General features: G+C 60.1%; 11 protein-coding genes. 2 read left to right on the top strand and 9 right to left on the bottom strand.

Going from position 1 to position 12,487, the window contains the following annotated elements; genetic code table 11:
- Nucleotides 1-197: 197 nt before the first annotated feature.
- The 7 genes from KJB29_RS01695 to KJB29_RS01665 all read right to left on the bottom strand — a co-directional run bounded on the left by KJB29_RS01695 (nucleotide 198) and on the right by KJB29_RS01665 (nucleotide 8,704).
- Entirely contained in the window at nucleotides 198-1,529 is a 1,332-nt protein-coding gene (locus tag KJB29_RS01695; protein WP_215733084.1) for a DUF2254 domain-containing protein, read from the bottom strand.
- Between the two features lie 112 nt (nucleotides 1,530-1,641).
- Nucleotides 1,642-3,453, bottom strand: a complete 1,812-nt coding sequence (locus tag KJB29_RS01690) for a chloride channel protein (protein WP_215733083.1) — start codon at nucleotides 3,451-3,453, stop codon at nucleotides 1,642-1,644.
- A 138-nt stretch (nucleotides 3,454-3,591) separates the two neighbouring features.
- Nucleotides 3,592-4,995 (bottom strand): glycoside hydrolase family 15 protein, encoded by a 1,404-nt coding sequence (locus tag KJB29_RS01685; RefSeq protein ID WP_215733082.1) that lies wholly within the window; start codon nucleotides 4,993-4,995, stop codon nucleotides 3,592-3,594.
- Nucleotides 4,996-5,035: 40 nt separating this feature from the next.
- Nucleotides 5,036-5,404 carry a trehalase-like domain-containing protein gene (locus KJB29_RS01680; RefSeq protein WP_215733081.1) on the bottom strand — a complete coding sequence of 123 codons (369 nt, stop codon included), beginning with the start codon at nucleotides 5,402-5,404 and terminating at the stop codon, nucleotides 5,036-5,038.
- 154 nt (nucleotides 5,405-5,558) lie between these two features.
- A complete protein-coding gene (locus tag KJB29_RS01675; RefSeq protein WP_215733080.1) occupies nucleotides 5,559-6,491 on the bottom strand; it encodes a cation diffusion facilitator family transporter in 933 nt (310 codons plus the stop codon).
- 3 nt (nucleotides 6,492-6,494) lie between these two features.
- Nucleotides 6,495-7,763: a cation:proton antiporter gene (locus KJB29_RS01670; protein WP_215733079.1), complete on the bottom strand. Its 1,269-nt coding sequence runs from the start codon at nucleotides 7,761-7,763 to the stop codon at nucleotides 6,495-6,497.
- Nucleotides 7,760-8,704, bottom strand: a complete 945-nt coding sequence (locus KJB29_RS01665; protein ID WP_215733078.1) for a mechanosensitive ion channel family protein — start codon at nucleotides 8,702-8,704, stop codon at nucleotides 7,760-7,762. The genes KJB29_RS01670 and KJB29_RS01665 overlap by 4 nt, the downstream gene beginning before the upstream one ends.
- 313 nt (nucleotides 8,705-9,017) lie before the next feature.
- On the opposite strand from KJB29_RS01665, the gene KJB29_RS01660 reads away from it, so the two are divergent.
- The gene (locus KJB29_RS01660) at nucleotides 9,018-10,859 is read left to right on the top strand and encodes a chloride channel protein (RefSeq protein WP_215733077.1); all 1,842 of its coding nucleotides are present in this window, start codon (nucleotides 9,018-9,020) and stop codon (nucleotides 10,857-10,859) included.
- 91 nt (nucleotides 10,860-10,950) lie between these two features.
- Nucleotides 10,951-11,193 (top strand): hypothetical protein, encoded by a 243-nt coding sequence (locus KJB29_RS01655; protein WP_215733076.1) that lies wholly within the window; start codon nucleotides 10,951-10,953, stop codon nucleotides 11,191-11,193.
- 309 nt (nucleotides 11,194-11,502) lie between these two features.
- Here KJB29_RS01655 and KJB29_RS01650 read toward each other — a convergent pair whose 3' ends face one another.
- Nucleotides 11,503-11,841, bottom strand: a complete 339-nt coding sequence (locus KJB29_RS01650) for a hypothetical protein (RefSeq protein WP_215733075.1) — start codon at nucleotides 11,839-11,841, stop codon at nucleotides 11,503-11,505.
- Between the two features lie 41 nt (nucleotides 11,842-11,882).
- Nucleotides 11,883-12,485: a recombinase family protein gene (locus KJB29_RS01645; protein WP_215733074.1), complete on the bottom strand. Its 603-nt coding sequence runs from the start codon at nucleotides 12,483-12,485 to the stop codon at nucleotides 11,883-11,885.
- Between the last annotated feature and the right edge of the window lie 2 nt (nucleotides 12,486-12,487).

Below are 12,487 nucleotides of genomic sequence, written 5' to 3'. Positions count from 1 at the left end.
GACGCATTGGCGGCTGCGGCGGGAATACCCACGGAAAGAGAACGGTCAACTGACATGGCTGCGGCAAGCTACATACTGTACTGCCCCTCCTGCGGTACCGGCAATCGTATCCCGGCGGACAAGGAGGGGCTGCGGAAGCTGCAAGGCTACCCTTCCGCCATTGTACCGCCATCCCCGGCGGATGACCGACCGGACATTCAACTCTTTCCAAGGGCATGCCTGGTCCGTTCGTAGCACGCATCGATCGCTTCCCGGTCATCCTTCACCTGCACCGCCTCACGACCGGTCCTCGCCACCAGGACGGCATGATGATCGAGAACCGCACGGTGCTCGTCCGTACGGATGTGGGGAGCGACGGCGGTAATGGCCTCGAGAAGCCGGAGAAACACCGGCAGATGGAACGAGGCGGCATGGCGGATCTGTCCAAACGCGGCATTCACGATTTCCTCGAAGGTGATCGGCACGACGGCGAGGCGGAGGCTCCCCTTCTCGTCGTACCGGAGCGGCGAGGGGAATTTCCGCTGGGCGCTCCTCCCGACGGCGACGCCGAGCCAGTCGATGCAGGTCATGGCGGTGAAAGGATCGTTGATGCCAGGGGAAAGAGCGCGCAGGGCCACCTCCACGAGTTGCTTCACGGCGTACTCCATATCCTGCTCGTTGGTGCGCTGCCGGCCACGAATGAAGGCATCGTTCACCTTTTTCACCAGCGTCTCGTCCCAGTGTTCCCGGGGCCATGCGGTGACGAGGGTTGCCCCTTCGGCGACGAACTCGCCGGCATGGCAATGAACCCGGAGGATCAGGTCGTGGTCGCGGGCGAAGGAGGACAACCCCTCAAGGTCTATCGCCTGGAGATACCCGCTCCCATCCGCCGCCACCGGCCACCCCTCTTCTTCGAACCGGGCAGGCAAGGCCTCCGCCACCTCCTTCGGTCCCAACTCCTTCAGCCCGTGCTCCTGCTGCTCGGGAAACAGCCGGTCGATGGTCGCCTCCAGATCACGGTAGACGGCGGTAATGATGCTGTCCGCCTGGATCGATGACGCAACGTGGTGAACGAAGTAGATGAGAACTATGGTGCTCATCAGGGCGAGCAGGTAAGTAAACGTCACCGAGAGATGGGGAACGAACGACTCCTGGTCGGTGCCCCGCACCACCCTGAGAATGAGAAGACAGTAGATGAACGTGGCGACGAATGTCCCGAGCACCACCTGGGTGCCGGTGTCCCGCATGAAGTTGCCGAGGAGGCGCGGCCCGAACGGGGAAGAGGTGAGCGAGAGAACCACGATGGTGATGGAAAAGACCACACCGGCGGTGGTAATCATGGATCCGGCCACGGTCGAGAGGAGGGTGCGGGCCCCTTCCGGCCCTCCGCTATAAAGCCAGCCGAGACGATTTGCCACATCAGGAGGAAGTGCCTCATCGAGGGTGGTCGTTCCGATGGCAAGAGCAATGGCGAGAGCCGCCATTACGGCTGGCACGAACCAGTAGCTGGAACGGAACGAGTACCAGAGATTGAAGATGCGGGTTTTCATGGAGGCTCTCACTTCAAGGGAAACGGCACCACTACCGGGGCGATGGGCGACACTCTCGGCTCCCCCACCCCCACCGGGCGAAGGAGGAACTCGTTGTTAATGAGCCGCGGGTTCACTCGGGAAAGATCTCGACCGCCTCCGTCATGACGCCGGCGATCTCTTCCTTGCCGATGACTCCGAGGATGTTTTCTGCCGTAACCGACTTGCCTTGCGTGACGACGGCAATCTCGGCATGGGCGAGCCGCAGGTGGGCCAGGATGCTGTAGAGGGGGATGTTCCCGTTGATCGTGATATAACTGCGGCATGCGGCATCGGCAACCGGAACGGAGCCCCCCTGCGTGAGGATGGCCTCCAGCGCCGCTTGGCGGGGGAAAATGCCGATCAAATAATCAGAATCCACCACCAAGAACCAGGGAACATCGGGCGCCTCCCGCACCAGGCACGCAAGGTCCCGGAGAGTCGTCGCAGCGGGAACGATTTCCCGTCGGGTCTCCATAATATCCTTGGCGCGCTTGAGGTCATAGACGTTCGAGTGGAGTGACTCGGGCATGTAGTGTCCCCTCAGGACGAGCTTCATTGTGTAGATGCTCTGCCGGCAGAGAAGCCTCCGGACGCCGTAGCAGAAAGCGACGGTGACGGTCATTGGAATGACGACGTTGTAGTCGAGGGTCATCTCAAGGATCATCACGATGGCAGTCAGGGCAGCCCCGGTCGCCCCGCCGACCAGTCCGGCCATTCCGGCCACGGCAAAGGCGGGGGGGCTGATGGCCAATCCCGGCAGCATCTTGTGGAGGGCAATGCCGTAGGCACCCCCGAGGGTTGCCCCGATGAAGAGAGAGGGGGAGAAGATGCCCCCCGACCCCCCCGAGCCGAGCGTGAGCGCGGTGGCAACGAGTTTGAGAAGACAGAGGAGGAGGAGTATGGCTTCAGTCCCCATGCTCCCGGTCAGGACGTCCTGTATCGTGGCATAGCCGACCCCTTCCACGTAGTAGTGTCCCGAGGTCTTCTGGAGAATGACGAAGATGAGCCCCACCAGAAGCATCCCGGCCACGTGGCGGAGATAGTCGTTCTGGGGGATGTACCGGTCGAAGTAACGTTCGAACGAATAGACGGACCTGACATAGAAGGCGGTGACTCCCCCCAGGATGACGCCGAGCCCCACATATGCAAGGAGAACGAACGGGTTGTCGAGACGGAAGTAAGGGGTTTCGAGGGCAGGTATCACGAAGGCCGGATGGGCGCCGAAAAACAGCTGCCCCAGGTAGGTGGCCGTGGAGGTGGTGATGATGACCGGCACGAGCGTCTTAACGCTCACCTCATGGAGGAGGATCTCCGTGGCGAAGAGCAATCCCCCGACCGGGGTGTTGAACGTGGCGGCAATGCCTCCTCCCGCCCCCGCAGCGATGAGTGTGATGATCTGCCAGGGGGGCATCCTGAGGAGTTGGCCGAGGGTTGAACCGAAGGCGGAGCCGATCTGGGCGATGGGCCCCTCGCGTCCCACTGACCCGCCGCTGCCGATGCAGAGTGCTGAGGCCAGCGACTTCACCATGGCAACAACGGGTCGGATCTTCCCCTTGCTGTAATAGATGGCATCCATCACCTCGGGAACGCCGTGCCCCTTCGCCTCCGGAGCGAAGTTCTTGGTGAGGTAGACGACGCCGACCGCCCCGATCGCTGGCACCAGGATCACCCATCCCCCCCACGGGCTGGCGGGGGTATGGACGTTGGCATCGTAGGACAAGGAAAGTTCCCCGAGAAAGAGCAGATTGTGGAAGAAGGCGATCAGTACGCGAAAGACCAGCGCGCCGAGCCCGGCGATGATGCCGGTCAGGAACGACAGGAAGGCGAACATGAACGGCCCGTATTCTTTTCGCTCCGGTGCTTCCGGCATGATCACTTCCTCGGGGATGTATCCATTTTCCACCCATTGCTCCCTGCTCGCTGGGTACTGCAATTGAAGAATAGAAACGATCAATGTCAACCGCTGCAGACATCTAAGGGGCGGATTCCGGACCACCCGCCATGGCCACGGCCGAGGTCTGGGGCCGGGCAGCATCCGAAATCATTTCTCCACCTTCCCCAGGGTCACCGCCGCTGCAATCAACGAGAGGTGGGTCAATGCCTGCGGGAAATTTCCCAGCATCTCACCGCAACGGGTATCGTACTCCTCGGAAAAGAGTCCAAGGTCGTTGGCCGTATCAGCGGCACGCCGGAACACGCTACGGGCCTCCTCAATCTGTCCGTGGGCCGCCAGGTAGTCGGCGAGCCAAAAGGAGCAGGCGAGAAACACTCCTTCCTCTCCATCGAGACCGTCATCGGCCCGGTAGCGCCGCAGCAGCCCATCTTGCTCGAGATCTTCGCGGATCGCCGCAACCGTGCGCACCATCCGTTTGTCGTCGGCTTCGATAAAACCAAACATTGGCAGCAGCAGCAAAGATGCGTCCATGATCGGGGTATCGTAAGCCTGAATAAAGACGCCGCGCTCGGGATCGTAGCCTTTATCCTCGATCTCAGAGCGGATCTGTTCACAGGCCTCTTGCCATTCGTCGACGGGAGCCTCGCGTTCGAGATCCTTCGCTAGGCGGATGCCGCGCTCGATCGCGACCCAGCACATGGCCTTCGACAGCACGAAATGACGGGGCTCCCCGCGAATTTCCCAGATCCCCCGGTCGGGATTGCGCCACTGGCGGGTCGCGGCGTCAACCAGTTCAACCAGGAACTCCCAGTAGTCATCATCAGGCGATTTGCCGAGCTTGTGCCAACCCCAGGCGAGGTCGAGCAGTTCGCCGTAAACGTCAAGTTGCAGCTGCTGTTCGGCGGCGTTGCCGACCCGCACCGGTCTTGCGCCACGGTAGCCCTCGAGTGCCTCGATCTCGTATTCGTGCAGGCGGCGCTCCCCCCCCACCCCGAACAGGATTTGCAGCTCTTCGGCGCTGCCGGCACAGCTACGCTCCATGAAACGCCGGAAGCCGTCGGCCTCGTCGGCGAAACCCAACTCGGCCAGGGTGCGCACCGTAAAGGACGAGTCGCGAACCCATGAATAGCGATAATCCCAGTTGTGCGAACCGCTGGGAGCCTCTGGCAGCGAGGTGGTCGCGGCGGCGGCGATGGCGCCACTCGGGGCGTTGGACAACCCCTTGAGCACGATCGCCGAGCGCAGGACCAGATCGCCTTCGGGACCAGTGTAATCGAGCTGCTCAGTCCACTTGTGCCACCAGTCGATGGTCTCCTCGAGGCGCTCATCCAACTCCTCGATGGATGGCGGACTCACCAGGCCGTCATCGAGGTCTTCGGGGCGCCCGTAGAGGATGGAGAGGTGACGCCGCTCCCCTGCCTCCAGGGTGCAGTTGTCAACGATACGGTGTCGGCCGCTGAATTCAAAGCAGTAGTCGCCGGAAATCAGCAGCCCCGTCTGGCCGCCCACGGCGAGATAATGATCATTTTTCCTGCGTATCCAGGGGCGCACTGCACCATAGTCAAAGCAGGGGGCGCACTCGAGGGCGACCTCAACTTCTCCCTGAACCCCTTCGATAATCCGTATAATCTGCTGGTAGGGATTGTGGCGACCCCCCCCCGCGCATGGGGAAAAAGTCGAGCACCCGCAGTTCGCCATCGGCGGACGTGAACCGGGTCTCGAGAATCAGGGTTCGCTCGAGATAACGGCGGGAAACCACGTCCCCTTCCTTGGGGTGAATACGGCAGTAGCCACCCTTCTCCCAGTCGAGCAACCGCCCGAAACAGCTGGCCGAATCGATGCGCGGCATGCAGCACCAGTCGATGGAGCCAGCGCGGGAGACTAGAGCCGAAGAATGGCAGTCGGCGATGAAGGCGTAATCGCGAATGGGGGGATAACGTCGCTTTTGATCTTTGGTCATGCAGGCCCTCTGTTCTTGCGAGCGACCATTCGATAGTAATTGGTTGTTTCGTGTTTGAATTCTACCAGTATAAATAATTCGGTGCGAACCGCTCGTTGGACTATTTCGAAAATTGACGGGGCTACTTCCTTTGTGACCACTGTGTTCCGCGCCGTCACGGCATGTCGGTGGCCTTCACCTTGGCCCGCCGGGCCTCGGCTTCCACGAAAATGCGTTTGACGTGGGGGTAGACACTTTTGATCCTCGTGTCGATCCCGGCGACGATCGCCTCGATGTCGTCCGCCGAGGCCGAGTCGTCGAACTCCACGCTCAGGTTCACGAGGATGAACTCCGGCCCCATGTGCAACGTGAGGATTTCGTTCAGGTGCTTTATCCCTTCGGCGGAGCGCACGATCTCCCGGATTCCCTCGACCACCTCGCGGTTGGCGCTCTCGCCGATCAGGAGGCTCTTGGTCTCGGCGGCGAGGATACTGGCGGTCACCCCGAGAATAAGGCCGATGACGACGGAGGCGGAAGCGTCGTACATGGAGTTGCCAGTGAGGTGGCTAAGGACGATGCCGGCAAGGGCGGTGCCGAGACCGAGAAGAGCGGCCGAATCTTCCATGAGGACGACGAAAATCGAGGGATCCTTGGCCCGGTGGACTGCGGCGAAGTAGCCGCGCTTTCCCTTGGTCCTGCTGAACTCCCGCAACGAGACGTACCAGCTGCCACCCTCGAAAACCGCGGCCAGCGCGAGCACCACGTAGTTTACTCTCGAATGCCGGATGGGGTGTGGGGCCATGAGGTGGTCTATCCCCTGATAGATGGAAGACCCCGCCCCGACGGCGAAGACGAGGATCGCCACCACGAAACTCCAGAAGTAGACCTCCTTCCCGTGGCCAAACGGAAACTGCTCGTCGGGGGGGAGCAGCGCACGCCGTCTCCCGTAGAGAAGGAGAAGCTCATTTGATGTGTCGGCCAGGGAGTGGATCCCTTCGGCGAGCATCGCGGAGCTCCCGGAGAACTGGGCTGTCACGAACTTGGTCGCGGCGATGAGGAGATTCGCGACGAGAGCGGCATGAATGGCCTTCTGGGGAGACGTCGCCATGGTTCACCCCCCGGTGCCGTTTCCGTTGTTGCGAATTTCCGGATAGATTCGTTCCACCAGTTTACCGAGGGTGAGTCCCTGGACGAGGATCGAGAAAACAACGATGATGTAGGTCATGGCGAGAATCACGTTGCGCTCCGCTCCGCTCGGAAGGGAGAGCGCCAGCGCCACCGAGATGCCCCCGCGCAGCCCTCCCCAGGTCAGGATGCGGACCGCGCCGGGGCTGAAGGAGCGGAAGAGGCGCATGAGGGAAATCGTCCCCATCACGCTCGCCCAGCGCGCCAGGAGTGCGATCCCGATCGCCAGCAACCCCGCGGCCAGGTAGGCGGGGGCGAAGGTCATGATCTGGACCTCCAGGCCGATCAGCACGAAGAGGAGGGCGTTGAGGATCTCGTCCACCAGCTCCCAGAAGGGGTCCAGGTGCTCCCGGGTCATGTCTGACATGGCGTGGGAGCGACCCCGGTTGCCGATGACCAGTCCCGCCACGACGACGGCGATCGGGCCGGAGGCGTGGAGGCGGTCCGCCAGGGCGAAACAACCCATGGCAAGGGCCAGGGTGATGATGATCTCGACCTGGTAGCTGTCGACATGCCGGAGCATCCGGTAGACGAGGTACCCGGCGGCGAGACCGACGAGGGCGCCGCCGACCGCTTCCTCCAGGAAGAGGATCGCGACTCTTTCGGCGGTGACGTCGGCGGTTCCCCGGGCCAGTTCCAGAATGATCATGAAGATGACGACACCGATGCCGTCGTTGAAGAGGGCTTCGCCGGCGATCTTAGTCTCAAGGCTCTTGGGAACCCGGGCGCTCTTGATGATGCCGAGCACCGCCACCGGGTCGGTGGGAGAGATCAGGGCACCGAAGAGGAGGCAGTGGATGAACGGAATCTGCACATTGAGGGCCTTCAGGACGAGCCAGGCAAGGCTGCCGACGATGAAGGTGGAAACGATCACCCCGACCGTGGAGAGGAGGGCAATGGACCATTTCTGGTCGGCCAGGTCATCGAACCGGATATGGAGCGCCCCAGCGAAAAGGAGGAACGAGAGCATGCCGTGGAGCAAGGCCTCGTTGAGATCGATCCCTCCCAGTACGGTCATCGCGTGGCGCTGGACTGTCTCCAGCCCGAACAGCCCCATGGCGGCGATCCCGAGGGAGAAGACCATGGAAATGAGCATGACACCGATGGTGGTCGGAAGGCGGATGGTCAGGTAGTTCACGTAGCCGAAAAGAGCGGTGAGGACCATCAGAATGGCTATGATCTCGAACAGGCTCATGATGGTTCCGTCCGCCCGGGTGGGGCAGCCCGGGCGCCGCTTTTCCCCTCGGTGACGTTGTCGTAGTACCGCCGGGTGGGATAGGCGAAATCGATATTGGTGCGCTCGGCGAACCGCTCCAGGATGGCCTCCCATATCTCCTGGGTGCTTTCGCGCCGCCAGCGCGGTTCGCAGAGGTACCGGAGAGTCAGGAGGACTCCGCTCTCCTCCACGGACGTATAGACCGTCGGCGTGAGCGTGGGAGGGAAGATCATAAACTCCCGCGACGACAGCTCCATCTTCCGTTCGGCGTCGCCGGTCAGATCCGCCGCATGGTCGGTTGCAATCTTCCGCAGGATTTCCTTCGCTCCCTTCCAGTCGCTCTCGAAGGTCACGAGGACGGCGATCTCGTTCCAGATGTAATCGAACCATCCCCGCGTGTAATTGATCTGGGGGTCGACGAACACCTTGCCGTTCGGGACGTGCACGATCCTCCCGGTGCTCTGGTCCGCATGGACCCAGTTGCCGATCTCCATGAGGGTAAACTGGAAAACCCGCAGATCGATCACGTCCCCCGCATGGCCGCCGATCTGGATCCGGTCCCCCACGTCGAAGGGGCGCCGCCAGAGGATGAAGAGCCACCCTGCCACATTCACCAGCGGATCTTTCAGGGCAATCGCCACCCCTGCCGAGAGGAGGCCAAGAAAGGTGGCGACCGACTGAAACTCCTCGAACCAGACCCGCCCCAGCAGGAGAACTGCGAATGCCACTGCCACGTAATTGGACAGTTTCCGCCACTGGTAGCGCACCCGGAAACTCTCCGTGCGCCGCCACACCATCTTTAGGATCAGCCAACGGAGCAGCCAGAGAACCGAGATGCCGGTCAGCGAGGTGATGAGCTTTTCATACAACTCTGCCGGGATGCCGGTCGTTTTCTCCAGCCATTCGGTGAGAAGTCTCATGGTTTTTCTTCCCAGTCATGGAAATGAGGCCGTTTGCAGGGAGTCCGTATGACGGCCTGGTTTCAAGTATAGAGCACCAGGAGTGGAATTCCAGACCAACCCGCGTCGGGCAACCAGTTCTCGTAGACTCATAGGAAAAGTTGGCGGCACAAAAAAAAATCGACAATCCGAAACGAAGAAATTATTGCGGGCTTCACTATGCGGCAGTATATAGTTTGAATACAAACGAGTCTCGACAAACCTGTCGCACTCCGTGACACGGCTTCCCCGGAGGCCGTGAACCCTGCGACACCATAATGGTGATACCTTGCCGATGAAGCGCCAACCCTATCGAAGACCCCCGCGCTGGTCCACGCCGCTGGTCCTGATCCACGATCTCCACCTGCTTCGCCGGTTCGTCCGGCTGCGGCGGGGGGTCTTTTCCCTCCTTTCCCGACTGCGGGTCAGCGAAAACACCCTCATGGCAGTCCTGGCCGTGGGTATCGGATTCCTGGCGGGGCTCTGCAACTACGCCTTCCGCTCATGCATCGATTTTTTCCGTTGGCTCATCATCGACAACGGCGCCCGGCTGACCGGCTATTCCCCCGACGTCTGGGACGCGAACCGGCTCTGGGCCATTGCCTTCCCCGTTATCGGCGCGGCCTTCATGCTCCCCTTCTTCATCAGATACAAGGAAGACATGGCCTTCGGCTTCCCCCGTTTCCTGGAAAGAGTCAACCTGAGGGGGGGGCGGCTGCCGCTCAGGCTCATGTTCACCAGGGGGATTTCGTCGGCCCTCACCATCGGCTCCGGCGGTTCGGCCGGGCAGGAAGGCCCCATCGCCCAGATCGGCGGTACGGCTGGCTCCGTGGTGGGCCATCTGCTCGGCATGTCGGAGGAACGGCTCAAGGTACTGATCGGCTGTGGAGTCTCCGGCGGCGTAGCGGCAACCTTCAACGCCCCCCTCGCCGGAGTTTTCTTTGCCCACGAGATTGTCCTCCTCTCCAGCTTCGAGCTCTCCTCCTTCACAAGCATCGTCATCTCTTCCGGCATGGCCACGGTCGTCTCCCGGGCCATGTACGGCGATATTCCCGCTTTTGATGTACCGGCCTACCAGCTCGTCCACCCCCTAGAACTGGTTCTGTATGCCTTGCTCGGCATTGTGTGCGGCTGCCTTGCCGCAATCTTCATTATCGGCTATGGAAAAACGAAGGCGTTTTTTGACCGGCTCCAGGTAAATCCCCTCTGGAAACCCGTAATCGGAGGATTTTTAGTCGGCTGCGTCGGAGTATTTCTCCCTCAGGTCCAGGGGAACGGTTACGGATTCATTGAAAAGGCCGTTGGCAACGACGTGGGATGGCTCCTTGTCACGCTCCTCATTGCCGGCAAGATAGTCGCCACCTGCGTCACCCTCGGGTCGGGGCTGCCAGGGGGGACCTTCGCCCCGTCGCTTTTTATAGGCTCCGTAACCGGCATGAGTTTCGGCTTCCTGGCAAACCTCCTCTTCCCGCTCCAGACCGCAACACCAGGAGCCTATGCCCTGGTGGGGATGGGGGCGTTTCTCACTTCGGTCACCCATGCGCCCATGACTGGCATCTTCCTCCTGTTCGAGATGACCGGCTCCTACAAGGTTATCGTTCCGATCATGCTCGCCTGCTCCATCGGCACCGCCGTAGCCCGCCACTTCCGCAAGGACGGCATCGACACCGCCGACCTGGCGGCCCGGGGGATCGACCTCAGGGCGGGGCGCGAGGAGACGGTACTGGAGAAGATCCAGGTGAGGGGAGTCATGATGCACGACGCAGAGGTTCTCCCCGAATCGATGACCATCCGCCAGTTCCTGGAACGCGCCCATACCCCGCGACAGCACACCTTCCCCCTGGTCAACACCGGCGGCGGTCTGGCCGGTGTCGTAACGATTCATGACTTCCTGGGTGTCGTCTTTGAACCGGACATCCTGGACCAAGTTCCCCTCGGGGAAATGGCCACCACCGACGCCATCACCGTGCAGGGCGACGAAAGCCTCGCCGCTGTGCTCAGGAAAATGGACATAACCCCCCTCGACGAACTGCCGGTTGTGGATTCCGGCAATGGAAGAGTCATCGGAATCCTGTCGCGACGGGAAGTCATTGCCGCCTATAACCGGGCTATCGTCGAACGGACCTTCAGGGCGTGAACATCCTTCCTTCATCTTCCTCCTGGAAAATAAATAAATGGGGAAGGTTTCCCTTCCCCCATAACATCTCTTCTCTGTGAAAAGAGCGTCAGTGATCGATGGCCTTGGCCATGCCAATGCCAGTGTTCTGGCGAATGTAAATTTCGTCAAACATCTTCTCGGAGCGGCGACTCGGGAAGGCGAGGCAGCCAACGATGGCGACGATGAAGCCGAGCGGAATAGAAATAATATGGATGGGGCAGGTGTATTCGATGCTGTCCGCATCTTTCCCCGGTCCTTCCGAGGGCTTCAGAAATGCTTCGGTATCGAAGCGAAATTCTTAAGGCAGTGTTGACTGCAAGAGTAGATAGGTTGCCCCGTGGCTGCCGGCGGCGAAGCCCGCATCAATCTCCATTCCGCAGACGGGGTCGGTTACTTCGGTTGGCTGTCTCATGGCGCACCTCTTAGAACCAAAGTCTACCAATTTCAGGAAGGCTTTCACTGTAGACGAATTGCCCTGAAGTGGGGTCTGACAGTCTTCAGCAAAGGGCGTCAAGCCACTGCCGCGATTTAGAGTAACAATGATGTAAGGGATGCTCTCGGGGACATGGCAACCTGCAACGGGAGCTGGTCCACAGAAATCTTGGCGATTGTCCCGCCCCCCTCATTTTCTCTTTGACGGATACGTCCCACAACCAACTCTTTTTGGGACAGCAAAAACGGAAAAACGAAAGCCCCGTAAATAGGGGCTTCGCAGGGGGCAAGTTTCAGGGGTTTTTGGGACAGCTAACGAGGACACTTCAACAATAAGCATCGGGGGGATAAGGCTGACGGGGTATTCACCCTCCAACTCAGCATGAGATCCTTTCGCAAAAAGTTCATCTTCCAGCAACTCCTCTTTAGACTGTCCGCCATTGAACCAATCGTAAAGTCCCTGCTTGTAACCGTCACCAAATAGCTGCATTGCCGGTTCGACTTGGCGAGCAAACGAATCGGCTCCCATGTGGTACATCTTGTATTACAGTGCCATAGGATCTTCCTTTTTCAGTTGTTTTCCAGAAAACGATGCTGCTGGATGATTCGATGAACAGTCGATGGCGACATTTTCAGCTTCTTAGCAATGGCCCTAACCGAAGCAGTAGGCTCGGCTGACATCAGGTTGGTTACGGCTTCTTGCTCCGCTTGAGGAGTCGGCTTCCGCCCGACACGCTTCCCCTTTTTTCTGGCATGGTCGATCCCTGCTTTTACTCTTTCTCGGATCAACTCTCTCTCATATTCTGCGAATGCACCAAGGAGGTGCGCCATCAATTTTCCGGACGGGGTGGTCATGTCGATCGATTCTCGTAACGAGATGAACGCTACGTCCAAGGATTGAAAATCGTTCAATAATCGAAGGAGGTGGCTCAGAGATCGCCCCAAACGGTCAAGCTTCCAGACAATAACGCAATCAACCTGGCGCTTTGTCGCCGTTTTGATCAGCCTGTCCAATGCAGGCCGAGAATTCTTGGAGCCAGAAATTCCTTCGTCGACGAACTCTTCATATAACCATCCCCGAGCTTCGGCAAATCGCCTCAACTCTGTAAGTTGGAGTTCAGCGTCCTGGCCTTTGTCAGTTGTGCTTACCCGTGCGTATAGCGCTGCTCTCATTA

The sequence above is a fragment of the Geobacter grbiciae genome, from assembly GCF_018531165.1.
In the GTDB taxonomy this organism is placed as follows: domain Bacteria; phylum Desulfobacterota; class Desulfuromonadia; order Geobacterales; family Geobacteraceae; genus Geobacter; species Geobacter metallireducens.
This window is presented reverse-complemented; position numbering and strand designations above follow the sequence as displayed.

Bases quoted from the DNA above. Each gene is read 5' to 3' on its own strand.
- KJB29_RS01695 (WP_215733084.1), bottom strand. From the start codon at position 1,529: ATGAAAACCCGCATCTTCAATCTCTGGTACTCGTTCCGTTCCAGCTAC.
- KJB29_RS01680 (WP_215733081.1), bottom strand. From the start codon at position 5,404: ATGACCAAAGATCAAAAGCGACGTTATCCCCCCATTCGCGATTACGCC.
- KJB29_RS01675 (WP_215733080.1), bottom strand. From the start codon at position 6,491: ATGGCGACGTCTCCCCAGAAGGCCATTCATGCCGCTCTCGTCGCGAAT.
- KJB29_RS01670 (WP_215733079.1), bottom strand. From the start codon at position 7,763: ATGAGCCTGTTCGAGATCATAGCCATTCTGATGGTCCTCACCGCTCTT.
- KJB29_RS01665 (WP_215733078.1), bottom strand. From the start codon at position 8,704: ATGAGACTTCTCACCGAATGGCTGGAGAAAACGACCGGCATCCCGGCA.
- KJB29_RS01660 (WP_215733077.1), top strand. From the start codon at position 9,018: ATGAAGCGCCAACCCTATCGAAGACCCCCGCGCTGGTCCACGCCGCTG.
- KJB29_RS01650 (WP_215733075.1), bottom strand. From the start codon at position 11,841: ATGGGAGCCGATTCGTTTGCTCGCCAAGTCGAACCGGCAATGCAGCTA.
- KJB29_RS01645 (WP_215733074.1), bottom strand. From the start codon at position 12,485: ATGAGAGCAGCGCTATACGCACGGGTAAGCACAACTGACAAAGGCCAG.